20 protein-coding genes are annotated in these 25,118 nt (G+C 68.1%); 10 read left to right on the top strand and 10 right to left on the bottom strand.

What is annotated here, in order from left to right; translation table 11 throughout:
- Positions 1-169 precede the first annotated feature (169 nt).
- From KYG_RS08495 to KYG_RS08480, 4 genes are all read right to left on the bottom strand, one after another.
- Complete coding sequence (locus tag KYG_RS08495) at positions 170-784, bottom strand: thioredoxin family protein (RefSeq protein ID WP_008904458.1); 615 nt, start codon at positions 782-784, stop codon at positions 170-172.
- Positions 785-831: 47 nt separating this feature from the next.
- Positions 832-3,081 carry a protein-disulfide reductase DsbD gene (locus KYG_RS08490; RefSeq protein WP_034693779.1) on the bottom strand — a complete coding sequence of 750 codons (2,250 nt, stop codon included), beginning with the start codon at positions 3,079-3,081 and terminating at the stop codon, positions 832-834.
- A 110-nt stretch (positions 3,082-3,191) separates the two neighbouring features.
- The gene (locus KYG_RS08485) at positions 3,192-7,022 is read right to left on the bottom strand and encodes a DUF748 domain-containing protein (protein WP_008904456.1); all 3,831 of its coding nucleotides are present in this window, start codon (positions 7,020-7,022) and stop codon (positions 3,192-3,194) included.
- Positions 7,023-7,170: 148 nt separating this feature from the next.
- Positions 7,171-7,923: an alanyl-tRNA editing protein gene (locus tag KYG_RS08480; RefSeq protein WP_008904455.1), complete on the bottom strand. Its 753-nt coding sequence runs from the start codon at positions 7,921-7,923 to the stop codon at positions 7,171-7,173.
- 82 nt (positions 7,924-8,005) lie between these two features.
- Between KYG_RS08480 and KYG_RS08475 the strand changes: the two genes are divergently transcribed.
- Together KYG_RS08475 and KYG_RS08470 are read left to right on the top strand one after the other, a co-directional pair.
- Positions 8,006-8,353: a hypothetical protein gene (locus KYG_RS08475; RefSeq protein WP_237707230.1), complete on the top strand. Its 348-nt coding sequence runs from the start codon at positions 8,006-8,008 to the stop codon at positions 8,351-8,353.
- Between the two features lie 40 nt (positions 8,354-8,393).
- Complete coding sequence (locus tag KYG_RS08470) at positions 8,394-9,263, top strand: creatininase family protein (protein WP_008904453.1); 870 nt, start codon at positions 8,394-8,396, stop codon at positions 9,261-9,263.
- A 79-nt stretch (positions 9,264-9,342) separates the two neighbouring features.
- Here the strand turns inward: KYG_RS08470 and KYG_RS08465 are convergent, their stop codons facing one another.
- On the bottom strand, positions 9,343-10,014 hold the full coding sequence (locus KYG_RS08465) for a histidine phosphatase family protein (protein ID WP_008904452.1): 672 nt from the start codon (positions 10,012-10,014) through the stop codon (positions 9,343-9,345).
- Between the two features lie 221 nt (positions 10,015-10,235).
- On the opposite strand from KYG_RS08465, the gene KYG_RS08460 reads away from it, so the two are divergent.
- The 8 genes from KYG_RS08460 to KYG_RS08425 all read left to right on the top strand — a co-directional run bounded on the left by KYG_RS08460 (position 10,236) and on the right by KYG_RS08425 (position 19,315).
- On the top strand, positions 10,236-11,075 hold the full coding sequence (locus KYG_RS08460) for an IclR family transcriptional regulator (protein ID WP_008904451.1): 840 nt from the start codon (positions 10,236-10,238) through the stop codon (positions 11,073-11,075).
- A complete protein-coding gene (locus tag KYG_RS08455) occupies positions 11,072-12,226 on the top strand; it encodes a thiolase family protein (protein ID WP_008904450.1) in 1,155 nt (384 codons plus the stop codon). Before KYG_RS08460 ends, KYG_RS08455 begins: the two co-directional genes overlap by 4 nt.
- A 171-nt stretch (positions 12,227-12,397) precedes the next feature.
- Positions 12,398-12,790, top strand: a complete 393-nt coding sequence (locus tag KYG_RS08450; RefSeq protein ID WP_008904449.1) for a Zn-ribbon domain-containing OB-fold protein — start codon at positions 12,398-12,400, stop codon at positions 12,788-12,790.
- Between the two features lie 71 nt (positions 12,791-12,861).
- On the top strand, positions 12,862-13,860 hold the full coding sequence (locus KYG_RS08445) for a tripartite tricarboxylate transporter substrate binding protein (protein WP_008904448.1): 999 nt from the start codon (positions 12,862-12,864) through the stop codon (positions 13,858-13,860).
- A gap of 164 nt (positions 13,861-14,024) precedes the next feature.
- Positions 14,025-16,160 (top strand): acetate--CoA ligase family protein, encoded by a 2,136-nt coding sequence (locus KYG_RS08440; protein WP_008904447.1) that lies wholly within the window; start codon positions 14,025-14,027, stop codon positions 16,158-16,160.
- Between the two features lie 151 nt (positions 16,161-16,311).
- On the top strand, positions 16,312-17,508 hold the full coding sequence (locus KYG_RS08435; protein ID WP_008904446.1) for an acyl-CoA dehydrogenase family protein: 1,197 nt from the start codon (positions 16,312-16,314) through the stop codon (positions 17,506-17,508).
- Entirely contained in the window at positions 17,505-18,281 is a 777-nt protein-coding gene (locus tag KYG_RS08430; protein ID WP_008904445.1) for an SDR family NAD(P)-dependent oxidoreductase, read from the top strand. Before KYG_RS08435 ends, KYG_RS08430 begins: the two co-directional genes overlap by 4 nt.
- A gap of 32 nt (positions 18,282-18,313) precedes the next feature.
- The gene (locus KYG_RS08425; protein ID WP_085942534.1) at positions 18,314-19,315 is read left to right on the top strand and encodes a phosphotransferase family protein; all 1,002 of its coding nucleotides are present in this window, start codon (positions 18,314-18,316) and stop codon (positions 19,313-19,315) included.
- A gap of 49 nt (positions 19,316-19,364) precedes the next feature.
- On the opposite strand, the gene KYG_RS08420 is transcribed toward KYG_RS08425, so the two are convergent.
- The 5 genes from KYG_RS08420 to KYG_RS08400 all read right to left on the bottom strand — a co-directional run bounded on the left by KYG_RS08420 (position 19,365) and on the right by KYG_RS08400 (position 25,100).
- Positions 19,365-20,354: a tripartite tricarboxylate transporter substrate binding protein gene (locus KYG_RS08420; RefSeq protein WP_008904443.1), complete on the bottom strand. Its 990-nt coding sequence runs from the start codon at positions 20,352-20,354 to the stop codon at positions 19,365-19,367.
- A 91-nt stretch (positions 20,355-20,445) separates the two neighbouring features.
- Positions 20,446-21,561 (bottom strand): muconate/chloromuconate family cycloisomerase, encoded by a 1,116-nt coding sequence (locus KYG_RS08415; RefSeq protein ID WP_008904442.1) that lies wholly within the window; start codon positions 21,559-21,561, stop codon positions 20,446-20,448.
- On the bottom strand, positions 21,558-22,676 hold the full coding sequence (locus KYG_RS08410; RefSeq protein WP_008904441.1) for an SDR family oxidoreductase: 1,119 nt from the start codon (positions 22,674-22,676) through the stop codon (positions 21,558-21,560). Before KYG_RS08410 ends, KYG_RS08415 begins: the two co-directional genes overlap by 4 nt.
- A 13-nt stretch (positions 22,677-22,689) precedes the next feature.
- Complete coding sequence (locus KYG_RS08405; RefSeq protein ID WP_008904440.1) at positions 22,690-23,976, bottom strand: ABC transporter substrate-binding protein; 1,287 nt, start codon at positions 23,974-23,976, stop codon at positions 22,690-22,692.
- Between the two features lie 35 nt (positions 23,977-24,011).
- Positions 24,012-25,100, bottom strand: coding sequence for a cyclase family protein (locus KYG_RS08400; RefSeq protein ID WP_008904439.1), 1,089 nt, complete (start codon positions 25,098-25,100; stop codon positions 24,012-24,014).
- Between the last annotated feature and the right edge of the window lie 18 nt (positions 25,101-25,118).

The raw sequence follows: 25,118 nt of genomic DNA, 5'->3' as shown, positions 1-25,118 counted from the left end.
ACCGTGAAATACCGCAGAAAAGTCAATTGGTTAAAACCCGATTTGCCGGAAAATTTGGTGAATTTGTGTTACGGCTTTTCCGGCGCGCTTGGGCCGTGAACTGCTCGGGGCAGTCAGACGCCGCCTGGTGCACCACCGGACGTGCGGCAGCAAGTGCGGCGCACAGACCTCAGGCTGGTGACTTGTACTTGATGCTGCACCCGTACGGCGCCGTCGTCGCGGCCGAGATGGCTTTGCCTGCCAGCGCCTCCGCCAGGCCCACCTTCACGTAGTTGGTGGCCTTTTCGATGTCGGCGGGGCGGGCCGAGGGGATGCTGTCGATGCCGCCCGCATAGATCAGATGGCCCTGCGGGTTGACGATGTACATGTGGGGCGTTGTGCGCGCGCCGTAGCTCCGGCCCACGGTGCCTTCCTCGTCCATCAGCACGGCGGTGGGGGCGGATTTGCGCTCGGCTTTCCAGGCAGCGAGCTTGGCGGGCTCCAGGTAGTCGCTGCTGGCTTTTTCGGTGGAGTTGATGGACAGCCACACCACGCCTTGGCCGGTGGCGTGTTTCTGCGTGGTGGGCATGTTGCCGCTGTCGTAATGCTTTTTCACGAAGGGGCAGCCGGGGTTGGTCCATTCCAGCACCACATGTTTGCCCTTGAAGTCCGACAGGCGCACCGTTTTGCCGCTGGTGTCCTTCAGCGTGAAGTCGGGCGCGGGCTGGCCCACGGTGGCGGCGGCCTGGGCACCCAGTGCCACCAGGGCAGCAGTGGCAATCAACGTACGGCGAAGCAGCTTCATGGCAGGGCCTCCTGAAGGGGTTGGCGGGTTGATGAAAACGGACCGGGTTACAGCTGGGCAATCGTGGCGCGCACCTCGTCCACGCTGAGCACTTCGGTCAGCACCACGGGCGGCTTGCCGGCCTGGTAGAACACATACACGGGCACGCCGCTGCGGCCCAGCGCGGCCAGGGCGGCGGTGATGGCAGGGTCGCGGCGCGTCCAGTCGGCGCGCAGCAGGGCGACGTTCTTGGCCTGCAGGTCGGCAAGCACATTGGCGTCGGCCAGCGTGGTCTTCTTGTTGTACTGGCAGGTCACGCACCAGGCGGCTGTGAAGTCCACAAACACCGGGCGGCCCGTGGCCACGATCTGCTCGGCCGCGCCGGGTGCCCAGGGTTGCCAGCCGGTGGCGGAAACCTGCGTGGACGGTGTGGCGGCCTGCGCGGCAGGAATGTGCGTGATGTGGGGCACGAAGGCCCACACCAGCAAGGACATGGCCGCGATGGACACGGTGGCCATCCACACGCGCGCACGCCCGGCCAGCGACAGGGCCCACACCACCAGCGACAGGCCCACCAGCAGGATCAGCAGCGCACCCGCACCGTCTATGCCGCTTTGCTGGCCCAGCACCCACACCAGCCAGACGACAGTGGCCAGCATGGGGAAGGCCATCAGCTTGCGGAAGGTGTCCATCCACGCGCCGGGGCGTGGCAGGGCGCGCGCCACGGCGGGCACAAAGCTTGCCGCCAGGTACGGCAGCGCCAGCCCCAGGCCCAGTGCCGCAAACACGGCCAGCGCATGGGGCGCGGGCAGCGTGGCGGTGAGGCCCAGGGATGCGCCCATGAAGGGCGCCGTGCAGGGCGATGCCACGGCCACGGCCAGCACGCCGGTGAGAAAACTGTCGGCCACCGGGTGGCGTGCCTGCAGGCTGGCCACCGACGAAGGCAGGAAATGCCCGAACTCGAACACGCCCGCCAGGTTCAGCGCGATCAGCGTGAACAGCGCCGCCAGCGATGCCACCACGGCGGGCGATTGCAGCTGAAAGCCCCAGCCCACCGCCTCGCCCGCCGCGCGCAGGCCCAGCATGAGGGCGCCGAGCAGCATGAACGACAGCACCACGCCCGCCGTGTAGGCGATGCCGCTCACCCGGTGTGCACGGCGGTCTTGCGCATGTTGGGTAAAACCCACCACCTTGATCGCCAGCACCGGGAACACGCAGGGCATGAGGTTGAGGATGAGGCCACCGAGCAAGGCGCCCAGCAGCGCGGCGGTGAGGGTGAGGGGCGAGGCACCGGAGCCTGCAGCTGACGTGGCCGCGCTGCCTGCCTGTGCCGCGTTGGCCTTGAGTGCGGCCTCCAGCGCGGGCGATACGGCCGCCATGGATGCAACCGGCGGCCAGGTACCCAGCACCTTCAGCTCGGCGCGGTAGCCGGTGCGTGTGTCGGGGCCAGTGGCATGTGCGGGCGACTGCTCGGCCAGCACCACGGGCATCAGGCTGGGGCTGGCGCTGCGCTGGGCCGACAGGGGAATCTGCGCGGTCCACACGCTGCCGTTCCAGGCCTGCTTCCACTGCGCGGCGTTGTCGATGACTTCGGCGGTTTCGGGGAACAGGTCCAGTGTCTTGCCACGCAGCGCCACGGGCAGGCCCTGCACGCTGACGTTCAGCAGGTTGCCGTCGGCAATCTGGGCCTGGCTGTCGGGCACGATGCCGTTGGTGCCTGCCAGCACGGGTTGGGGCTGGGCCTTTGCTGCGGCCTCAAAAGCAGCGCTGTGGAGGGCGGTCGTGCTTTTCAGAGGCAACTGCAGCGTGAATTCGCCTTCTTCGGGAATGCACTCCTTGCGGCACACCAGCCACGATGCGCGCAGTTGGATGGTGGCGTCCTTGGCCAGCGGGCCGGGGGCAAAGGTGCTGGCCACGGTGACGGGCACAGGCAGCAGCACCGTGCCTTCGTAGCCGTAGTTGGCCAGCGTGCCGATGGGAATCTTTTTGGGCAGGGGCCAGGCGATCTCGCCCGCGTCCAGACCGGCGGGCAGCGTCCAGGCCAGGTCGGTGGGCAGGCCAGAATCGCCAGGGTTCTTCCAATAGGTGTGCCACTCGGGCTGGTGGGTGATTTGCAAACCCAGCCACAGCGGCTGGCCGGGCGCCACGCCCTGGGGCGCATGGGCCAGCAGCTCGGCACGCACATAGGGCGTGGTGACCACGCTGGTGCCCTGTCCGCTGGTTTTTGAACTAAATTGGGCGCTGGCGCTTGTCCAGTAAGCGCTAGCAGCTATCAAAAGAAGAGTGACTGCAAGGCGGTGGAACAGGCGGTAGGGCATGGTGCAGTGTGGGAGCGGGGCTGACGGGTTTGGTTCCGGCGCCCAGCGAGCTGCCTGCGGGGCGATCAGACTGGCGGGGGATTCCCCGGAACCTTCCGCCAGCCAGCCGCCTATTGTGTCGCCAGGCTCAAATCCGCACGGGGTGTCCACTTTTCGGCTTGTTTGCCCGCTTTGGGCGCCGCCACAAACAGTCGCTCCACCGGCAGCTTTTGTGCCACCAGGTACGCGCGGATCGCCTGGCTGCGCTGCGTGGCCAGCTCGGCGGCCATGGCCTCGGTGGCGGGCTGGTGGGCCAGGAGCAGGGTTTCCATCTCGGGCACGGTGAGGTCCTTGGCCAGGCCGACCAGGTTGCGCGGCTTGGGCATGTCGGCGCGGCGGTACACATCCTTGAGCAGGGCGGGGTATTCGGCGGCCGACACGGGGGCGGTGTCGCCCGGGTTGGCGCGGCGTTTTTCGGCCAGCACCCGTTGTTGCAGGCTTTCGCGCTGCAGGCCTTCGCGCTCCTCCTGCAGGCTGGCCGTGCCCGTCACAGTGATCTTGAGCGCGGGGCGGTCGGCCAGGGCCTTGGCCACTTTGTCCAGGTTCTGCTGCGCCTCGGGCGTGAGCGTGGCGCTGCCGGGGGCAAAGGGAACATGGCTCATCTCTTCGCCACCGCCCAACGCGCTGGCCAGCAGGCTGAAGGGCGAGGTCAGCGCCTTGCCGATGAGGTTGACGATGACCTTGAAAATCACGGGGCCAATGCGGAACTGCGGGTCGTTGAGCGAGCCGCTGATGGGCAGGTCCAGGTCGATCACGCCCTGGCGGTCGGCCAGCAGGGCCACGGCCAGCTTCACGGGCAGGCTGTTGGGCGCGCCCTCCACGGGCTCGCCAAAGGTCAGCTGGTTGAGCACCAGCCGGTTGCTGGCGGTGAGCTGGCCGTTGGGCAGCACCTTGTAGTTCACGTCCACGCTGAGCTTGCCGCGCTCGATGCCATGGCCCGCGTATTTGACGGAATAGGGCGTGAGCGGGGGCAGCTCCAGGTCGCGCACCTTGCCCACGATGTCGAGTGCCAGCGGTTTGGCCAGCGGGTTGAGTTTGCCGGTGACTTCGAGCGATGCCGAGCCCTCGGCGCGGCCGCGCAGCTCCAGGTCGGCGAGCATGGGCTCGCCACCCGAGGCTTCGGACGAGAACGCGCTGAGCTTGCCGGTCAGATCGGACAGGTCGGCCGAGTAATTGGGCTTGATGAAAAAGTCCGAGAACGCTACCCGGCCGTTGACCAGGCTCACGGGGCCAAAGGCCACCACAGGGGCCAGCGGGTCGGCCTGGGCCACCGCAGCAGTGGCAGGGGCGGTGGGCGTTGCCGATGCGGCTGAGGCCGGGGCTGATGCCGTGGGGGCGGCCGTGCTGGCCGCAACGCTGGCCGCGTTGGCCGCCCGTGCCTCGGCCGGGGTCTTGGCAATGTCGCTCAGGTTGATGCGGCCGGCCTCGTTGATGGTGACCCGGGCAAAAAAGTCCACCAGGCTGGTCTCCTTGACCTCCACGCGCGGCGCGGTGCCGGGGGCGGTGGCCACGGCCAGGCCGCGCAGGTTCAGGCTCTTCCAGGCCAGCAGTTCCTCACCCACCTGGGCCTCGGTCTTGGGGGTGAAGGCGGCGGTGCTGTTGGCCTGCAGGTCTTCCACCACGGCATCACCGCTCAGACGCAGGCTGACTCCTTTGTCCGTCTGCGCCAGGGCCACCTGGCCGCGGTAGCCCACGTCGGCGCGCAGCAGTTCTACCGACAGCTGGCTGGCCAGGTAGCCGTCCAGTGCGTGCAGCGGCAGGCGGGTGGCGTCGAGCTTGCCCTGGGTGGTCAGCGGCTTCAGGGCCAGCGTGCCCTGGTAGTCGAGCTTGCCGGGCGCGGCCTTGCTGCCCTTGCCCGGTGCGGCGGCGCGGGCGGTGAGCGTGAAAGCTTCGAGCTTGCTGCCGTCGCTGGCCAGGTTGCGGGCGGTGATGCCCAGCGCCGTCACGTCCAGCGCCACGGGGCGCGGCTGGGCGTTGTCGGCCAGCGAGACGGTGCCGCCTTGCACCGAGAAATCGGCCACGCGCAGCTTCCAGGGCGCGGCGTTGCTGGCGGGGGCTGGGTCGGTCGTTGCGCTGCCTTGCGCGGCGGGTGCCGCCTTGAGCCAGCGCTCGAACATCCAGCGCCCGTCCGCGCCCCGTTCCACCGCCAGTTGAGGCTGGCTGATGGCCAGGCGATCCAGCGTGGCGCTGCGTGCGTCCAGAGGCACTACGGCCCCGGCAATGTCGAGCTTGCCCAGGCTGGCCAAGGTGGTCTTGCCCTGCTTGACGATCAGTTGCTCCAGCGCTAAGGGGCCTGCCTTGAGGGTGACGCCGGTGGCGCCTGCCTGCGCGGCCTGTGGCGTGGGCGCTTGCCACGCCACACCCACATCGCCGCTGAGCTGGCCGGTCACCGTGGGCTCCAGCGTCTGGGCCAGGTAGGGCGCGGCCAGCTGCAGCGCCAGCGCGTTCACGGTGGCGTTGACCTGGGCCTTCTGGTCCGTGGCTTCGCCGGTGAAGCTGAGTGTGCTGCCCTGCAGGTTGAGCCCGCCTTTGAAGCTGAAGGGCTTGGCGTTGTCCTTGGCAAAGGGCAGGGCGACGTCGGCCGCATCCAGCGTGATGTCGGTGGCCTGCAGGGCGGCAGCGGGGCGCGTGGTGGCGTCGGCCCAGCGCAGGGTGCCCCCGCGCACCGCGACCGAGGCGACTTCGACCGCCCAGGCGGGGGCGGCTGTCTTCGCCTTGGCTTTGCCCGTGGATGCGGGGGACGCTGTGGCGGATGCTGCGCTGGCCCCGGCCGCAGGCGAAGACGCCGGTTCAGCGGCAGCTGCAGGCGCCGCAGGCGCGGTGGTCGTGCCCTGGGCCGCCGCTGGCTGCGGGGCGGGCGCTGCCAGTTGCGCCAGGTTGAGCTGCCCGTTCGCATCACGCGTGGCGGTCACCGCGGGCGCCGTCAGCTCCACATGCTGCAGGCGCACGATCTGCTCCAGCGGGCGCACATCGGCCATGTCGATCTTCAGCCGCTCGTAGCTCAGCAGGTCGGCGCCCTGGCGGTCAGCGATGCGTACGCCGCTGGCTTGCACGGTGCCGGTCAGCTTCACGGCCATGCGCGGGTGCTGCTCGAAGGCCACCTTCACATCCGCATCCAGCGTGGCGCCCAACACCTTGACGGGCAGATTCGCGGGCAGGTAACCCAGATAGGGCGCGAGGTTCAGGCCCTGGAGCTGGATCTGTGCATCGGCATGGCCAGTCTGTGCAAACGGTGTGCTCTGGACAGACGAGTCAAACCGGCTGCCATCCAGCGTGAACGCCAGGTGGGGCTCCACCTTCACCTCCCGCTGCGAGGGCAGCGTGCTGATGAACGGCACTTGCAGCGCCAGCGCGCGCACCTCGTGAGTCTCGCGGACGGCGTTGTCAATGAAGTCGATGCTTCCGCCCGTCAGCGCCAGGTTGTACAGCGCCAGCCGTGCGGGGCCGGTGTCGGGCTCGGGTTCGCTTTGGGGCGCGGTGACCTTGGCGATGATGTCGTCCACGTCATAGCGGCCGTCACCCAGGTGGGTGATGCGCAGCACGGGGTTTTCAATGGTGAAGGCGTCCACCACGGGCGCCAGGCGCAGCAGGGATTGCAACTCGCCATCGGCATAGACGCGGCCAATGGTCAGCTGTGGGGGCGAGCCGTTGGCACCCGCCACGGCCACGTCGCGCAGGGCGAATTCCAGGCTCCAGGGCTCAAAGTCGATGCCGCCAACCGTCACGGTGCGCCCCAGTTGCTCGGACGCAATGCGCTCCAGCGGGCCCTTGACCAGCGGTGGAAGGGCCAGCCAGGTCACGAACCAGAGGGCGATCACACCCGCCAGCGCGCGGACGGCGGGGCGGAACCAGCGGTGCTGGCGCAGGGTGGCAAACGAGACGGAGCGCAGGGAGATTGGCATGGCGGCAGGCAAGGGTGGGCGCAGCAGCCCGGGCAGTTGTGCGCGGCCGCTATTGTCCGCTTTGTCTGCCGGCCCGCGTAAGCCAATGCAACGGGCGGCTGCGGTGGCTCACGAGGGTTGAGCGTGGGGTACGCGCTCTGCTCGTCGCTCACTGGGCAAAGCCCAGCACCACCCTGCGGGTGGTGGCGCTTTTCTTTTCGATTTTGGTCACCACAATGGCGCCGATCTCCGCCGTGTTGGCCACATGCGTGCCACCACAGGGCTGCAGGTCGATCAATGGCGTGTCGCCTTCGCCCCCGATGCGGATGGTGCGGATGCGCCCGGTGCCGCGCGGGGGCTGCACGCTCATGCTCTTGACCAGGGCAGGGTTGGCGTCCAGCTCCTCGTCGCTGATCGAGGCCACGGTGAGAGGATGGGCGGCTGCGACCAGCATGGCGATGGCGGCGGTGAGCTGCTCCTTGTCCAGCGGGTCGGTCATGGCAAAGTCCAGCCGCGCGTAGTCGGGCGTGATGGAGCAGCCGTTGACCAGCTGCGGCACCACATGGCACAGCAGGTGGCTGGTGGTGTGCAGGCGCATCATGCGGTGGCGGCGCTCCCAGTCGATGCGGGCCGTGACGGCAGCGCCCGGCGCCACCTGCGCCAAGCTCTCTTCCTGCCCGGGGGCGGGGATGTGCACGATGTCACTGGTGGGGTGGCCGTCGCCGTCCTTGCCCTTGCGGGTGTCGGCGATGGCGATCTCGGTGCCGTCGGCCAGCACCAGCACGCCGCTGTCACCCGCCTGGCCGCCGCCCAGGGGGTAGAACACGGTCTGGTCCAGCACGATGCCGGCATCGGTGACGGCGGTGATGTGGGCGCTGCATTCGCGCAGGTAGGCGTCTTGCCGGAAGAGGTCTTGGGTCATGCGGTGATGGTAGCGGGACGGGCGGCGGCACGTTGTGTGCAACCCGGCGCTATGCTGGCCCGCATCCCCTGCTGAGGCTTTCATGAACGCACCTGCTTCCCACGCCGCCGCCACACCCCCTTCGCGCAGGGCGCAGCGGATGGGGCGGGTGCTGGACGGCCTGCTGCTCGCGCTGTGTGCGGTGCTGGTGGCCCTGTCGTACTACGGCTTCACGCTGTATTGCGAAAGTTTTGGCTGCATGGGTCGGGGGCTGGTGTGGATGCTCTGGGCGGTCTTGGCCGCTGCCAGTGCTGCCGTGGCGCTGGGGGTGCGCGCGTGGCAGCGGCACTGTGGCCTGCCCACCCGCGCCAGCGGTGCGGCACTGGCGCTGCTGCTGGCACTGGGCGCGGGCCATGGTGTGTACTGGCTCATCACCACGGCGCTGCGATAGGGCGTGCGTGCGTGGCTTAGACCGCAGCTAACATCGCGGCATGACCGCTGCCGCCGTGCCCCCAACTTCCTCCGCCCTGGCCTTGCCCTCGCGCTTCTGGGCGGACCTGACCACCCGCGACTTTGCCGCGCTGCATCACAGCGGCCAGGCCGACCAGGTGGTGGCTGTGCTGCCGGTGGCGGCCATCGAGCAGCATGGGCCGCACCTGCCCCTGTCGGTCGATGCCACGCTGCTGCAGGGGGTGATCGATGCCGCGCTGCCGCAACTGCCCGCCGATTTGCCGGTGCTGTTCCTGCCCCCGCAGAACGTGGGCCTGAGCCCCGAGCACATCCGCTTTCCCGGCACGCTCACGTTGTCCCCGGCCACGGTGATTGCGCTGTGGACGGAGATTGGTGAATGTGTGGCCCGCGCGGGCGTCAAGAAGCTGCTGATGTTCAACGGCCACGGCGGCCAGGTCAGCGTGATGGACATCGTGGCGCGCGAGCTGCGCAGCCGCTGCGATCTCATCGTCTACAGCGCCAGCTGGTTCAGCCTGCCGCTGCCCGAGTCGGTGGCCGAGCAGTTCAGCGCCCAGGAGCACCGCTTTGGCATCCATGCGGGCGAGATCGAGACCTCCATGATGCTGCACCTGGCGCCCGCCACGGTGCACATGGAGCACGCGCAAAACTTCCGCTCCACCTCCCAGGACCGGTCGGAGCGCTACGCCATCCTGGGCAACGGCAAAAGCGCCAAGCTGGGCTGGCAAATGCAGGATTACCACCCGGCGGGCGCCGTGGGCAACGCGGCTGGAGCCTCGGTGGACAAGGGGCGGGCGGTGGTGGATGCCGCTGCGGGGCAACTGGTGGTGCTGCTGCAGGAGCTGCGGGCGCTGCCGTTGTCTACCTTGGCGGACGGGCCCGGGCTGCGTTAAAGCGAATTGCTATAAATATAATAGCTATTGGCGCTTTATGCACGGGCGCCAGGGCCCGAAAAGACCAAGAATAATGCCCTCAGGCGTGCGTGATCCACTGCGCATGCTCCAGCTCGTTCAGGTGCGGCAGCGTGTTGAACGTCTGCAGCATCAAGCGCTTGGGCGCAATCGAGAACTCCGTCACCGCGCTGTTGCGGATGCGCATGTTCAGCGCAATCGTCACCTCGGGCGCCGTGCCCAGCACCTCGCCCACGGCCGTGGAAATGGGGCCGCCGCTGCTCACCAGCAGCACGTTCTGGCCTGCATGGTGGTGGCGCACATGGTCCAGCGCGCTGCGCACCCCGGCTGAAAACTCGTTCCATGTCGGCATGCCCTGGGGGCTGATGACACCCGCCATCCACTGCGCCAGCGCGTCACACAGAACACGAAAGTGCGCGCGGTAGCGCTCGGGCGTGTCGGCCGGGCCCAGGGGCTGGGGGTGGATGGCCGCGATCAGGGCGTGGCTGTCGTATTCGTTGAGTCCTGGTAACTGCAGCACCTCGGGTGCGGCCTGCAGGCCTTCGGCAATGCCTTCCAGCGTTTGCGTGTGGCGGCGCAGCGTGCCGGTGATGACCGCGTCGAACGCCATCCCTCGTGCGCGCCAGTGTTCGCCCAGGCGCACTGCCTGCTGGCGGCCCAGGGGGCTGAGCTGGTCGTAGTCTGCAGCGCCAAACGAGGCCTGGCCGTGGCGCACAAGGTAGAGGGTTCCCATGGCGCAGATTGTGGCTTTCGGTGTGAAAGCGCCTTTGTCACTGCGGCGACTTCGAACATTGCGTCGTGCGCCATAAACACAACGCACAGACCGCCCACCGCCAGAGTTTCTGCAGATCAAAAGTTTTGCTTGATGAAACTTGCAGGGACTGTTTTGACTGCTGGTGGGCAAGCGCATAGATTGATGGCACACAAACAGTTTCATCGAAAGAAACTCTATCCATGCCATCCCCAGCACGCCCCAAAGCCGTCATCACCCATGAGCGAGGCAGCACCTCCTCCGTGGAGCGCGCGATGCGCGTGCTGCGGGTGATGTCCGAGGGCGGTGGCGTGCGCCTGACCGACATTGCAGCCGCTGCCGATCTGGACAAGGCGACAGCGCTGCGCCTGCTGGATGTGATGGCGCGCGAAGGCTTTGTGGCGCGCGACGCGAAGAGCAAGGAATTCACCTTGGGCCCGGAGCTCACGGTGCTGGGGGCTGCTGCGCTGCGGCGTTTTGACCCCCGCCCCCTGGCACGCCCGAGCCTGATGCGTCTGGCGGGGGTGTTCCAGGACAGCGTGGTGTTGTCGATCCGCAGCGGCGTCGAATCTCTGTGCATCGACGTCGAGGAAGGCACCTACCCCATCCGGGCCAACTATCTCAACGTGGGCAGCCGCCGCCCGCTGGGGGTGGGTGCAGGCAGCCTCGCGCTGCTGGCCTGGCTGCCCGACGACGAATGCGAAGCTGCCCTGGAAACCCTGAGCGGGCAGCTCGAACGCTACCCGCGCATCACCCCGGCGCTGCTGCGCGAGCGCGTTGCGCAGGCACGGGAACGCGGCTATGCCGTGCTGCTGGATGTGGTCGTGGAGCGCATGGGCGGTATTGGTGTGGCCATCCTCGATGCCGAAGGCCGGCCGGTGGCAGCCCTCAGCATTGCCGCGCTGAACGAGCGCATTCTCACCCGCGAGGCCGCACTGGCGCAGGCGTTGCTGCACGAGGCCACGGTGTGCCAGGTGCGCTGGGCCGAGGCCACCCGCGCCGACCGGCGGGCACCCACCATCCACAAGGAGACAAAACGATGACTGCAGCGCTGCAAACGGCGTATGTGCGGGGGGCCGGTGGCACCTCGTTCGGCCGCCATGAAGGGCGCACTGCGCTTGATCTGATGGATGCGGCTGCAGCGCAGGCCATCGACAGTGCAGGCCTTGCGCGCCATGAAATCGATGGCGTGCTCTGCGGCTATGCCACTACGCTGCCGCACCTGATGCTGTCCACCCTGGTGTGTGAGCGCCTGGCGCTGCGGCCGCATTACGCGCACGGGCTGCAGCTGGGCGGCGCTTCGGGCGCTGCCATGCTGATGGCGGCGCGGGATCTGGTGCGCTCGGGCCGCTGCCGCAACGTGCTGGTGCTGGGCGGCGAGAACCGCCTCACCGGCCAGTCGCGCGACAGCTCCATCCAGACGCTGGCGCAGGTGGGCGATGCTGACTTCGAGGTGCCCAACGGCGCCTCGGTGCCTGCGTACTACGCGCTCATGGCATCGGAGTACATGCACCGCACGGGCGTGACTTCGGCGGACCTTGCCGAGTTTGCGGTGCTCATGCGCGGCAACGCGGCCAGGCACCCCGATGCGCACCTGCGCACGCCGATCACGGTGCAGGAGGTGCTGAACGCCAAACCCATCGCCCGGCCGTTGTCGTTGCTGGACTGCTGCCCGATCTCCGACGGTGCCATGGCCCTCGTGGTGTCCGCACACCCTTCGGCGAGCGGCGCCGTGGCCATGGTGGGTGCCGGCCAGGCGCACCGCCACCAGCACCTCACAGCCATGGCGGACGTGATGCAGTGCGGCGCGGCCGAGGCGGCGCAGCGTGCCTTCGGCGAGGCAGGACTGGGCCTGGACGACGTGGACTACCTGGCGGTGTACGACTCGTTCACCATCACGCTGGTCATGCTGCTCGAAGAGATTGGCTTTGCGCCGCGTGGCGGCGCAGCACAGCGCGCCCGCAGGGGCGACTTTGCGCCCACCGGTGCGCTGCCGCTCAACACCCATGGCGGCCTGCTGTCGTATGGCCACTGCGGCGTGGCCGGTGGCCTGGCACATGCGGTCGAGGCCTGGCGCCAGATGACCGGGCAGGCCGGAGAACGCCAGATTGCGCCGCCGCGCACCGCCTTCATCCATGCGGACGGCGGCGTGATGTCGTCGCATGTCAGCCTGCTGTTGTCTCGCGAGGACTGAAGTGAGGCGACAACCCCCTGAGACGCTTTGCGTCTTCCCCCTTCTCTCACGCTGCGCGTGGGAAGGGGGACGCAGCCCCTCGCTGCGGGGCGGCCCTTGCTCGGCTGCCCTGGTTTGGGGCGCGCCAGTTTCATGCGCCCTGGGTGGCGCGAAGCACTAAGGACAACTGAGATGAACACCAACACATCCGCCGCACCGCGCCCCCTGGCCGCCCCCTTCACCGACGGCCTGCGCAATGGCGTGCTGCGCTACCAGCGCTGCACGGCCTGCGGCGGCACGCAGACGCTGGCGCGTTACGCCTGCCAGCACTGCGGCGAACGCTGGGCGCTGGACTGGCGCGATGCGGCCGGCGCGGCCACGGTGTGCGCCGTCACCGAGGTGGCGCGTGCGCCGTCGGACGAGTTCCGCGCACTGGCCCCCTACACGCTGGCGCTGGTGCAGCTCGATGAGGGGCCGCGCCTGATGGCCCATGCCACAGCGGGCGTGCACATCGGCGATCGCGTGCACGCCGGCTTCTTCGACCACCAGGGGCGCACGCTGGTGCGCTTTGCGCCTGCGCCCTAGCGCCCCCTCTCTTTCCTTTCGGTCCTTTTCATTCACCGGCATCCACAACACATCACCCAAGGAGACAAGCCATGATGAACACCTCCCTTTCCCGCCTGACGAGCCGCCGCCACTGGATTGGCCTGGCCTGCGCCGCCCTGTGCGCCGCCACCTCGCCGCTGGCATTTGCCCAGGCCTATCCGAACAAGCCGGTGAAGCTGGTCGTGCCCTACCCGCCAGGCGGCCCCACCGACATCGTGGCGCGCGCTGTCGCGCAGAAGCTGCAGGAGCGCCTGGGCCAGCCTTTCGTGATCGACAACAAGCCCGGCGCCGGCGCCAACCTGGGTGCCGAGGCCGTGGCCCGCAGCGAACCCGACGGCTACACCCTTGTGGTGGCCACCACGGCACATGCCATCAATCCGGCACTGTTCCCCAAGCTCAACTATTCGCTGACCAAGGATTTCGCGCCTGTCTCGCAGCTCACGAGCGGCCCGCTGGTGATCGTGGCCAACCCCGCGCTGCCGGCCAACAACGTGGTCGAGCTCATCGCATTGGCCAAGAGTCGCAAGGACGGCCTGAACTACGCATCGTCGGGCAACGGCCAGTCCACCCACCTTTCTGCGGAGCTGTTCAGCGCCATGGCCGGGGTGAAGATGTCTCACGTTCCCTACAAGGGCAGCGCCCCCGCGCTGACCGATGTGATGGGCGGACAGGTGGACCTGATGTTCGACACCATGCTGTCGTCGATGCCGCATGTGAAGGGCGGCAAGCTCAAGGCCCTGGGCGTGACCAGCGCACAGCGCTCGCCTGTGGCGCCCGAGTTGCCCACCGTGGCGGAATCCGGCCTGCCGGGTTATGAAGCCATCGCCTGGAACGGCCTGCTGGCGCCCGCCGGCACCCCCAAGGAGGTGGTGGCCAAGCTCAACGCCGAGCTCAAGGCCGTGCTGGAAAGCCCGGATATCCGCCAGCGTTTTGACGCCCAGGGTTTTGCTGCCGCCTACAGCACGCCGGTCGCCTACGGCAACTTCCTGCAGGCCGAGGTCGACAAGTGGGCCAAGGTGGTGAAAGCCTCCGGGGCAAAGATTGACTGACCCCCTGAGTCGCTTCGCGCCTTCCCCCTGAAGGGGGACGCCGCCAGTGCACGCAAGCAAAGCGCCGCCTGCACGGCTTGGCGACCCTTGCACGGCGGCCCTCGCCTGCCTCGCGCCGGTTTCACAAGCCGCACTCCATGAATAACCGAGACACACCTACTGCCATGCAAGACCTCCTGACTTCCGCTCTCAATCCGCGTTCGGTCGCCATCATTGGCGCTTCGGACAACATCCACAAGATCGGCGGGCGCCCGATCTATTACATGCAGCGCCATGGTTTCCAGGGTGCGATCTATCCCATCAACCCGTCGCGTGCGGAGATCCAGGGTCACAAGAGCTATGCCTCGCTCGGCGCCCTACCCGAAGTGCCGGACCTGGCCCTGGTGGTGGTGGGCGGCGACAAGACGGTGGCGGCCGTGGAGGACTGCGCGGCACGCGGCGTCAAGTCGGCCGTGATCATTGCCTCGGGCTTTGGCGAGACCGGTGCCGCGGGGCTGGAACTGCAGCAGCACATGGTGGCCAAGGCACGCGCGGCAGGCATGCGGCTGTACGGTCCCAATACCCAGGGACTGGCCAACTTTGGCACGGGCGCCATCGCGGGTTTTTCCACCATGTTCATCGAGGTGCCCCCCATGGACGGGCCGATTGGCATCGTCAGCCAGAGTGGCGGCATGAGCGCCATGACCTATGGCCTGCTGCGCGGGCGCGGCCTGGGTGTGCGCCATGTGCACGCCACGGGCAATGAGGCCGACGTGACGGTGGGCGAGCTGGCCCTGGCCGTGGCCCACGATCCCGATGTGAAGCTGCTGCTGCTGTACCTGGAAAGCATCGCCAACCCCGAGATGCTGGCGGCCGCCGCAGCGCACGCGCGCGAGCGCGACCTGCCGATCATTGCCATCAAGGCGGGGCGTTCGGCGCAGGGGCAAAAAGCGGCGTCCTCGCACACGGGTTCACTGGCCAACGAGGACCGCACGGTGGATGCTTTCTTTCGCCACCATGGCATCTGGCGCGTGCGCGACCCGCACGAGCAGGCGCGCGCGGCGCAGGCGTATCTCAAAGGCTGGCGGCCCGAGGGCAGGCGCCTTGTGGTCATCAGCAACTCGGGCGCCAGTTGCGTCATGGGCGCCGATGCCGCCGACGACGAGGGGCTGCCGCTGGCCGAACTGGCGCAGCACACGCAGGACGCCGTGGCCTCCCAGCTGCCGGGCTTTGCCACGGCCAGCAACCCCATCGACATCACCGCGGCGCTGTTGAGCGACAGCGGCCTGTTCGGCAAGGTGCTGCCCGCCGTGGCGCAGGACCCGGCAGCCGACCTGTTCTTCATCAACATTCCGGTTGCGGGCGCGGGCTACGACGTGCAGGCTTTCGCGCGCGATGCCGCAGCGTTCGAGGCCACCACGGGCAAGCCGGTGGCAGTCGCCGCCTGGCAGGAAAGCGTGGCCGAGCCCTTTCGCGCGCAGGGCATTGCCACCTTCCCGAACGAGGGTGAGGCCCTGGGCGTGCTGGCGCAGGTGGCGGGGCACACGGCGCTGATGCGCCGCGAGCGCACCGCCTGGCCCACGCTGCCCACGGTGGTCGTTCCGCAGGGCGCGCAGGGCTTCCTCAACGAGGCCGACAGTCTGGCGCTGCTGGCACGCCATGGGGTGCCTACCGTACCCATGTACCTGTGCCGCTCGGCCCAGGAGGCGCGCAACGCGTTCGACGCCGTGGGTGGGCGCGCCGTGGTGAAGGCCTGCTCGGCCGAGGTGCCGCACAAGAGCGAACATGGCCTGGTGGCCCTGGGGGTGGCCAGTGCGGAGCAGGCCGGCGAGCTGTACGGACGCTTTGACGCCAAGATGACCGAGATGGGCGTGGCCCGTGACGGCGTGATCGTCGCCGCCATGCACAAGGGGCAGCACGAGTTCATGGTCGGCGCGCGCATCGACCCCGTGTTTGGCCCGGTGGTGGTGGTGGGCGACGGCGGTAAATACGTCGAAGCCCTGCAGGACGTCGCCGTGCTGCTGCCGCCTTTCAGCCAGCAGGAGGTGGTGCAGGCCCTGCGCACCCTGCGCATCGCCCCGCTGATCGACGGCGTGCGCGGCGATCCGCCGCTGGACGTCGCCGCCCTGGCCGACATTGCCGTGGCCGTGGGCCAGGTGATCGCCGGTGCGCGCGGCGCCATCGCTTCGGTGGACCTGAACCCGGTGATGGTGGGGGCCGCTGGTGAGGGCGCCGTGGTGGTGGACGCGCTGGTGGAGTGCGGCGCGGCCGCGGGCTCCGGCGCGCAGCCCGTGGCGGCTGCGGAGCCGGCCTTGGCGTGATGGCGCGCGCAGGCTGCAGGGCGGCACAGGGGCAGTGCCTGCGCCTCGGTGTGCTATTGTTTGTATAGCTGTTGGCGCTTTATTTATAAGCGCTAAAGCCTGTTTTTATCAATAATTTCTGTGGGATATCGAACCCAGAAGGAGAGCTTGCATGGATTTCCACCTGTCCCCCGACATCCAGGCGCTGCGCGACAAAACGCGGCAGTTCATTGCCGAACAGGTCATCCCGCTTGAGAACGACGAGCGCCAGTCCTCGCACGGCCCCAGCGAAGCGCTGCGCCGCGAGCTAGTGGCCCGGGCCCGCGCGGCCGGCCTGCTCACGCCCCATGCCTCGCGCGAGATGGGCGGGCTGGGCCTGAGCCATGTGGCCAAGGCTGCGGTGTTCGAGGAAGCCGGCTATTCGTGGCTGGGCCCCACGGCGCTGAACATCCACGCGCCCGATGAAGGCAACATCCACCTGATGGAGGAGGTGGCCACACCCGCGCAGAAAGAGCGCTGGCTGCGCCCGCAGGTGGCTGGCCACATCCGCTCATGCTTTGCGATGACGGAGCCCGCGCCCGGTGCCGGTGCAGACCCCTCCATGCTGGCCACCACCGCCGTGCGCGATGGCGACGACTATGTGATCAACGGCGTCAAGTGGTTCATCACGGGCGCCGAGGGGGCCGACTACGCCATCATCATGGCGCGCATGGAAGATGGCTCGGCCACCATGTTCCTGTCTGACATGGACCGCCCCGGCATCACGCTGGAGCGCAGCATGGACGCCATGGATGCCTGCTTTACCGGTGGCCATGGCGTGCTGCGTTTTGACAACCTGCGCGTGCCCGCCGCCGACGTGCTGGGCGAGATCGGCAAGGGATTTCGCTACGCCCAGGTGCGCCTGGCGCCCGCGCGCCTGACGCACTGCATGCGATGGCTGGGCCAGGCGCGGCGGGCGCACGACGCGGCACTGGCCTACACCCGCAAGCGCAACGCGTTTGGCAAGCCGTTGGTGGAGCACGAAGGCGTGGGCTTCATGCTGGCCGACAACGACATGGACCTGCACACCGCGCGCCTGCACATCTGGCACACGGCGTGGCTGCTGGACCAGGGCGAGAAGTGCAACTTCGAATCGAGCCGCGCCAAGGTGGTGTGCTCCGAAGCGCAGTGGCGTGTGGTGGACCGCAGCGTGCAGATGCTGGGCGGCTCGGGCGTCACGTCCGAATCGCCGGTGATGCGCATCTTCACGGACATGCGCGCCTTTCGCATCTACGACGGCCCGAGCGAAGTGCATCGCTGGAGCATGGCGCGCAAGCTGGTGCACCAGGCCGAGAAGGCGGAGGCAGCAGCGGCGGGAGGCCAGGCATGAGCGCGGACGTCCTGAGCCGGTTCCGCCTGGACGGGCGCGTGGTGCTGGTCACCGGCGCATCCAGTGGCCTGGGCACGCATTTCGCCCAGTTGCTGGCGTCGGTGGGCGCCCGCGTGGCCGTGGCGGCGCGCCGCGCCGACAAGCTCCAGGCTGTGGTCGGTGGCATTACCGCCGCGGGTGGCCAGGCCCGCGCGCTGTCTCTGGACGTGAGCGATGCGGCCAGCGTGCGCGCCTGCTTTGACGCGCTCCCCAGCTGGGGCACACCGGATGTGGTCATCAACAACGCCGGCGTCACGGTGACGCGGCCGCTGCTGGAGCAAACCGAAGAGGACTTCGACCAGGTGCTGGACACCAACCTCAAGGGCTGCTGGCTGGTGGCCACCGAGGCGGCCCGCCGCATGGTGGCGGCCGGGCAAGGCGGCAGCATCGTCAACGTGGCCTCCATCCTGGGCGAACGTGTTGCCGGTGGCGTGGCGCCCTATGCCATCTCCAAGGCGGGGGTGGTGCAGGCCACCAAGGCCATGGCGCTGGAGCTGGCGCGCCACCGCATCCGTGTGAATGCGCTGCTACCCGGCTACGTGGTGACCGATCTGAACCGCGACTTCCTCACCAGCGAGGCGGGCGACAAGCTGCGCAGCCGCATCCCGAGCCGGCGCTTTGGCGAGATGACCGACCTGGACGGGCCGCTGCTTCTGCTGGCCTCCGACGCCGGTGCTGCCATGTCGGGCGCGACGGTGGCGGTGGATGGTGCACACCTGGTGAGTTCACTGTGAGCGCCGCCGATTCGCTGCTGCAGGGCGTGCCCATGGTGCCGCTGACGGACTACCTGCGTGCTCAGGGGCTCGCGGGTGACGAGGCCATCGCCGTGGCCCCGCTCACAGGGGGGCAGTCCAACCCCACCTTTCGCGTCACGGCGGGCGATCGCGCCTACGTGCTGCGCAAGAAGCCCGCCGGCCAGCTCGCGGCGTCGGCGCACGCCATCGACCGCGAATACCGTGTCATGCAGGCGCTGCAGGGCAGCGACGTGCCAGTGCCGCGCATGCTGGCCTATTGCGAGGACGAGACCATTCTGGGCACCCCCTTCTACGTGATGGAGTTTCTGCAGGGCCGCGTGTTCATGGACCCGGCGCTGCCGGGCAGCACGCCTGCCGAGCGCGGCGCGATCTACCGCGAAATGGGCCGCGTGATCGCCGCGCTGCACAGCGTGGACCCTGTCGCCGTGGGCCTGGCCGACTACGGCCGCACCGGCCAGTACGTGCAGCGCCAGATCGACCGCTGGTCGCGCCAGTGCCGGGCACTCTCGGTGCCGCTGGACGACGACATGCGCAAGCTCATGGACTGGCTGTCGGCGCATGTGCCGCCGGGCGACGAGACCACGCTGGTGCACGGCGATTACCGCATCGACAACCTGGTGTTTCACCCCACCGAGGCGCGCGTGATCGGTGTGCTGGATTGGGAGCTCTCCACGCTGGGCAATCCGCTGGCCGACCTGGCCTACCACTGCATGGCCTGGAATGTGCCGCCCGCGCTGTGGCGCGGCATGGGCGGGCTGGACCTGCCCGCGCTGGGCATTCCCACCGAAGCGCAGTACCTGGCTGACTACAGTGCGGCCACCGGCCGTGACGTGCAGGGGCACTGGTCGTTCTACATGGCCTACAACCTGTTTCGCATGGCGGCCATCCTGTATGGCATTGCGCAGCGGGCGGCCGACGGCAGTGCTGCTTCGGCCGACGCCGAGGAAACCGGGCGCAAGGCCGGGCCGCTGGCCCGGCTGGGATGGGAGTGGGCCCAGCGCCCTGACGAATAGCCTCGCACTTTGCGCTGCGCCGGTCCGCGGACCGGCGCAGCGAGGATCCTCATTCTGGCGTGATCCCCGCGGCATGGATCAGGCTGCGCCATTTGCCGATCTCGCTGCGTGTGAACTCGTCCAGCTGGGCGCTGGTGCTGCCTTCGACGGTGAAGCCCAGGTCGGCAAACCGGGCGATGATTTCCTTGGATTGCGTGAACCGCACCACCTGCTGGTTCAGTGTCTGCAGCTCCGGCGCGGGCGTCCCTGCCGGGGCGTACACGGCAATCCAGTAGCTCAGGTCGAAGTTGTCCATGCCCGGTGCGCTGGCCAGGCTGGCCACGCCGGGCAGCAAGGGATGCGGCTGCGCGCTCGTGACGCCCAGCGCCTTGAGCTTGCCGCTGCGCAGGTGCGGCAGCGCGGACTGGATATCCACAAACAGGCTGGATGTCTGGCCGCCCATGACGTCGCTGAGCGCAGCCGGGCCGCTCTTGTACGGAACGTGGATCAGGTCCAGCTTGGACTTGAGCGCCAGCGTGGCCCCGCTGATGATGCCGGAGCTGTTGGCGCTGCCGTAGCTCACCTTGCCGGGGTTCTTCTGGGCATGGGCCACGAACTCGGCGAGCGTGCTGAAGGGCGCATCCGCGCGCGTCGCCAGCACGAAAGCGCCTTTGCCCAGCAGCGAAATGGGCGCGAAGTCCTTCTGCGGATCGTAGGGAATGGACTTCATCAGGCTGAGGTTGGAAGCCTGGGTGGTGTTGGTGGTCACGAGCAGCGTGTAGCCGTCGGCGCGGGCCTTGGCGACGGCGTCGGCCCCGATGGCACCATTGGCGCCCGCCCGGTTGTCCACCACGACGGGCTGCTTGAGCGCGTCTGCAATGTGCTGGCCCACCAGCCGCGCAATCGTATCGGTCGCTGTACCGGCAGCAAACGGAACGATGACGCGCACGGCCTTGTCGGGATAGGCCTGCGCGTGGGCGGGCAGCGCTGCACCCATCGCAGGGGCCAGCAGCAATGCCAGCGTGGCGCGGCGGTTGATGCGATTCATGAACAGGGGCATGGATGTCTCCTTCAGACAAGGGGATGGAAATGTGCGCAGAAAGCGCCTGGCTCTGTGGCCGCGGATGAAAAAAAGGGGAGGCTGCTGTGTTTCAGGCGACCTGTCGCCGCTGGTGGTAGGCCAGCTTGTCCGGGTCCAGGGTGGCGCCGAACCCCGGGCCGTCGGGCACGCAAAGGGCGAAGTCCTCATAGCGCAGGGCGCTGGTGGCCACGTCGTCCACCAGCAACTGGGGGCCAAACAGCTGGCACCCCCATTGCAGGTCGGGCAGCGTTGAATACAGCTGTGCGCAGGCTGCCGTGCCGATAGCCCCTTCGATCATGGTGCCGCCAAAGAGGGCGAGGCCTCCTGCACTGGCAATCTGGGCGATCTGCGCGGTGCGCAGCAGGCCCCCATGTTTGGACACCTTGATGGACAGGGCATCGCACGCATGGTTGCTGGTGTAGGCCAGGGCGTCCTGCGGGGTGGCCACCGCTTCGTCTGCCATCACGGTGATGGGGCTGGCGTGTGTCAGGCGGCGCAGGGCGTCGATGCTGGCGGCATTTACCGGCTGCTCGATCACCGCAATCCCGCCCGCATGCAGGGCGGGTATGGCCCAGCGCGCGGTGGCTTCGTCCCATGCCTGGTTGACATCGACGCGCACCGTGGCCGCCTCGGGCAGTGCTTCGCGTATGGCCACGGCACGCCGCACGTTGTCGCCCGGGTCACCGGTGCCGATCTTGACCAGGAAATGCCGGTGCGTGCGCTGCTCCAGCTTTTGCCGCGCTTCGCGCAATTCCTGCTCCAGGTCGCCGCTGGCCAGCACCCACAGCATTTCCAGGCGATCGCGCACCGCACCGCCCAGCAGGGCCGCGCTGGAGACATTGAGCGCGCGTGCCGTGATGTCCACGCAGGCCATCTCCAGCGCCGCCTTGCAGGGCAGGTTGCCCTTGATCGCGCGGTCCATGAGGCCGATGGCATGCCAGAGCCGGCGCGGATCCTGGCCCATGAGCACGGGGGCCAGAACTTCGTCGATGACGGCCTTGGCTGACCCGGCGCTGATTTCGTTGTAGCCCGTGATCACCGACAGCTCTCCCAGCCCCGTCACGCCCTCGTCGGTGTGCATCTGCACGATGACCAGGGTGTGGCCGGCCATGGTGGCCATGGCCAGCCGGTGCATGCGATGCAGGCGCAGATCGACGATGGTGCTGGTGACGCCCGTGATCTTCATGCCCTGGCCTGTTCTGCGGTGGGCAGCAGGCGGCGCTGTTGCAGCCGGCCGAACCACTTGCGAAACATGTCTTCGGTATCGATGCAGGCCGCGAAACCCGCCTGGCGGATCTTCACCGAGCTCATGAGTACCGGGGGCAGCGGGCCCTGCTTGCCATGGTTCATCTGGAAGTCAGCATAGGTGGCGCCCTGGCCGATGAACGCCATCAGGTCACGGGGCGCGTCCAGCCGGTATTTGTCCACGATGCGCTCCCAGGCCTGCTGCTGCCGCGGAAGGCTCTCGCCCAGGGATTGCGGTTCGGGATCGCCCATGGGCATGCCCAGCGCGTCGGCAATGACGGGCCAGACGTTCTGCCAGACGAACACGTCGCCGTTTTCCAGGTTGAAGGTTTCGTTGCGTGCGTTGGGTGACTCTGCGGCCCAGGCACAGGCCTGGGCGATCAGCTCGGCGTCGATGGCCTGGTTCACGCGGGCCGGGCCGCCGGGGTAGGCCAGCGGCAGTCCCTGCTCGTGGCGCAGCCAGGCATACACGCCGATGGCGGGGATCGGGTTCATGTTGCTGCCCGCGGCCTCGCCGAACACGATGCGCGGGCGCATGATCGTGAAGTGCCATCCGGCCCTGGCCTGGCGCTCGCGCAGGAAGTCCTCCTGCAGCCAGTAGAAATTTTCGTGCCGGTCGCGCGGCCAGCGTTCGCGCGCGGGCACGGCGATCTCGGGGTGGATGTGCACGCCATAGGCCTTGCCGCCCTGCATGATGGTGACGTGGCGCAGTGGGCTGCCAGGGCGGTCCAGTGGCTCGATGACGTTGCGCAGCATGGCGAGGTTGACCTGCATCTGTTCTTCGTCGCGCCATCCGCCCACCAGACCCCCGGGCTTTTCATACACGGCGGCATACACCACATGGGTGATGTCGTCGCGGCCACCCAGGGCGGCGGCGCACGCAGCACTGTCCTGCAGATCCAGCTGCAGGGCCTGGGCGCCGGGCGGCGGCGTGATGGGCCGGCGGGCCACGCCAATGGCGCTCCAGCCCGGCAGGCTGGCAAAGTGGTGCAGGCAGGCCTGGCCCACCACGCCCGTTGCGCCCACGATAAGGGCCGTCTGCTGGGGTGTCGTCATGGCCGGCCCGTCCTCACTTCTTGATCATCGGGCACTTGGACTGCGCCAGCGGCAGGAATGCCTTGTCGCCCGGCACCGTTGCCACCAGCTTGTAGTAGTCCCACGGATATTTCGAATCGGCCTGCGACTTCACCTCGAACAGGTACATGTCATGCACCATGCGGCCGTCCTCCCGGATACGGCCGTTCTTGGCGAAGAAGTCGTTGATGGGCGTGGCCTTCATCTGGGCCATGACCTTGGCGGTTTCGTCGGTCCTGGCGGCCTGCACGGCCTTGAGGTAGTGCATGGTCGAGGAGTAGGCGCCCGCCTGGCTCATGTTGGGCATCTTCTTCATCTTCTCGAAATAGCGCTTGGACCAGGCCCGGGTTTCCTCGTTCATGTCCCAGTAGAACGCTTCGGTGAGCATCAGGCCGCCGGCGGTGCGCAGGCCGATGGCGTGGATGTCGTTGATGTACATGAGCAGGCCTGCCAGCGTCTGCTTGTTCTTGCCCTGCGTGAGGCCGAATTCGCGTGCGGCCTTGATGGTGTTCACGGTATCGCTGCCGGCGTTGGCCAGGCCGATCACCTGCGCCTTGCTGTTTTGTGCGCTCAGCATGAAGGAGGCGAAATCCGTGGCCGCGATGGGGTGCTTGGCAGCGCCCAGAACCTTTCCGCCCTGGGCGGTCACCACAGCACTGGCCTGGTCCTGCAGACTGTGGCCGAAGGCGTAGTCGGCCGTGATGAAATACCACTCCTTGCCGCCACGCTGCGTGATCGCGCTGGCGGTGACATTGGCCAGCGCATAGGTGTCATACACGTAGTGCACGGTGCTGGGCATGCACAGGTCGCCGGTGAGCCGGTCGGTGCCCGGGCCGTTGAAAACGATGACCTTCTGCTTTTGTTTGGCCACTTCCAGTACGGCCAGTGCGGGGGCGGAGACGGCGACATCCATGATGGCGTCCACCTTGCCGGTATCGAACCATTCGCGGGCCTTGTTCGCCGCGATGTCGGCCTTGTTCTGGTGGTCCACCACCAGCAATTCGATTTTCTTGCCCAGTACCTGTCCGCCGAAGTCGTCGATGGCCATCTGGATGGCGGCTGCGCTGCCCGGGCCGGTGATGTCGGCAAATGGTCCGCCCAGGTCCGTCAGGATGCCAAGGCGAACGATGTCGTCGGAAATGCTGACGTCCTGCGCCGGCGCGGTGAGGCAGGTGGCGGCGAGTGTGGCGCCAAGCAAGGCGGCCCGGCAGGCTTGCTGCAGGGCGGTACGGGGGGTACGGGGGGTGCGGGGGGTGCGGGCGAAGGGCGTGATGCGTTTCATGGTGTCTCCTTGGGCGTTTGGGAAGGGTTCGGTCATCAAAGCGTGGCGATGGGCGTGACGGGCGAGCCGACCGCACCCGGCAGGCGCAGCGGCGGAGCGGTGAGCAGAAAGCGTGTGCGGCCACCTGCGTGCAGTGCGTCGGCGAGTTCGTCGAGGTACCACAGCTCACCCAGTGGCAGCCCCAGCTTGAACAGGCAGTGCTCATGCAGGGGTACCACGGCGTACGGGGAACCGTCCTGAGGCACGCGTGTGGGTGGGTGGCGCTCGACGGCGTAGTTGTCGGCAATGAGGGCCGCGATGCCGCTGTCGGTGATCCACTGCAACAGTTGCGGGTCGCTTCCGTCCAGGGCTGCGCAGCTGTGGTGCAGCCGGTGGGCATCAGGCTGGCCCTGCATGGACAACACGAGGCCTGCAAAGCCGGTGCGCAGCAGCAACATGTCACCCGGCTCCACCGTGGCACCGCACTGCGCCATGGCGTGCATCAGCTGGTCGTAGCCGATGTCCTGAAAGTCGGTGCCGTAGACGCGGGCCAGGTCCACCAACACCGCGCGACCCTGCATGCCTTTCCTGGCGAGGTTTTCCACACCCAGGGCGCGCGCCACGCTGGCGTCGGCGGGTCGGCCCGCGCAGCACACGGGGCGGTACGGCCCGGGAGCGCCGTCGGCGTCGCGCGCGGGCAGCCCGTGGTCGACAGGGCCCAGCACATGTTCGTGGCCGCGGTAGCCGTTGTAGTAGGTGGTGCGCAGCTGGCCGTCGCCCTCGGTGTCGAACAGCGAGCCCACATGGGCCAGCGAATCCCACTGGGTGGAGTACTGCAGCGACAGCAGCACCTGGTCGTCGCTGATCACGTCGGTGGCGCCCGCATAGACGTGGCCGAGCGGGAAATTGACGTAGGGCCGCTCGCCATTGCGGGTGGGCGACAGGCGCGGCGGATGGCGCCTTGCATTGAGCGCGTTTCCGCCCGGAAGGTCCAGCGGCAGCGAGAGACACAAGCTGATGCCTTCGCGCACTTCCTGCACGCCCTTGAGAACCTGCTCCGGCCCGATGAGGTTGGCGCGCCCCAGTTGGTCGTCGGGTCCGAACTCGCCCCAGTTAGAGCCTGGAGGGCGTTGTTTCCATCGCATGGTGTCGTCTCCTGCCGC

It is taken from the genome of Acidovorax sp. NO-1, from assembly GCF_000238595.1.
GTDB lineage: Bacteria > Pseudomonadota > Gammaproteobacteria > Burkholderiales > Burkholderiaceae_C > Acidovorax.
The sequence above is the reverse complement of the archived record's forward strand: the minus strand, read 5'-3'. Positions and strand labels throughout refer to the sequence as shown.

Bases quoted from the DNA above. Each gene is read 5' to 3' on its own strand.
- KYG_RS08495 (WP_008904458.1), bottom strand. From the start codon at position 784: ATGAAGCTGCTTCGCCGTACGTTGATTGCCACTGCTGCCCTGGTGGCA.
- KYG_RS08490 (WP_034693779.1), bottom strand. From the start codon at position 3,081: ATGCCCTACCGCCTGTTCCACCGCCTTGCAGTCACTCTTCTTTTGATA.
- KYG_RS08485 (WP_008904456.1), bottom strand. From the start codon at position 7,022: ATGCCAATCTCCCTGCGCTCCGTCTCGTTTGCCACCCTGCGCCAGCAC.
- KYG_RS08480 (WP_008904455.1), bottom strand. From the start codon at position 7,923: ATGACCCAAGACCTCTTCCGGCAAGACGCCTACCTGCGCGAATGCAGC.
- KYG_RS08475 (WP_237707230.1), top strand. From the start codon at position 8,006: ATGAACGCACCTGCTTCCCACGCCGCCGCCACACCCCCTTCGCGCAGG.
- KYG_RS08470 (WP_008904453.1), top strand. From the start codon at position 8,394: ATGACCGCTGCCGCCGTGCCCCCAACTTCCTCCGCCCTGGCCTTGCCC.
- KYG_RS08465 (WP_008904452.1), bottom strand. From the start codon at position 10,014: ATGGGAACCCTCTACCTTGTGCGCCACGGCCAGGCCTCGTTTGGCGCT.
- KYG_RS08460 (WP_008904451.1), top strand. From the start codon at position 10,236: ATGCCATCCCCAGCACGCCCCAAAGCCGTCATCACCCATGAGCGAGGC.
- KYG_RS08455 (WP_008904450.1), top strand. From the start codon at position 11,072: ATGACTGCAGCGCTGCAAACGGCGTATGTGCGGGGGGCCGGTGGCACC.
- KYG_RS08450 (WP_008904449.1), top strand. From the start codon at position 12,398: ATGAACACCAACACATCCGCCGCACCGCGCCCCCTGGCCGCCCCCTTC.
- KYG_RS08445 (WP_008904448.1), top strand. From the start codon at position 12,862: ATGATGAACACCTCCCTTTCCCGCCTGACGAGCCGCCGCCACTGGATT.
- KYG_RS08440 (WP_008904447.1), top strand. From the start codon at position 14,025: ATGCAAGACCTCCTGACTTCCGCTCTCAATCCGCGTTCGGTCGCCATC.
- KYG_RS08435 (WP_008904446.1), top strand. From the start codon at position 16,312: ATGGATTTCCACCTGTCCCCCGACATCCAGGCGCTGCGCGACAAAACG.
- KYG_RS08430 (WP_008904445.1), top strand. From the start codon at position 17,505: ATGAGCGCGGACGTCCTGAGCCGGTTCCGCCTGGACGGGCGCGTGGTG.
- KYG_RS08425 (WP_085942534.1), top strand. From the start codon at position 18,314: ATGGTGCCGCTGACGGACTACCTGCGTGCTCAGGGGCTCGCGGGTGAC.
- KYG_RS08420 (WP_008904443.1), bottom strand. From the start codon at position 20,354: ATGCCCCTGTTCATGAATCGCATCAACCGCCGCGCCACGCTGGCATTG.
- KYG_RS08415 (WP_008904442.1), bottom strand. From the start codon at position 21,561: ATGAAGATCACGGGCGTCACCAGCACCATCGTCGATCTGCGCCTGCAT.
- KYG_RS08410 (WP_008904441.1), bottom strand. From the start codon at position 22,676: ATGACGACACCCCAGCAGACGGCCCTTATCGTGGGCGCAACGGGCGTG.
- KYG_RS08405 (WP_008904440.1), bottom strand. From the start codon at position 23,976: ATGAAACGCATCACGCCCTTCGCCCGCACCCCCCGCACCCCCCGTACC.
- KYG_RS08400 (WP_008904439.1), bottom strand. From the start codon at position 25,100: ATGCGATGGAAACAACGCCCTCCAGGCTCTAACTGGGGCGAGTTCGGA.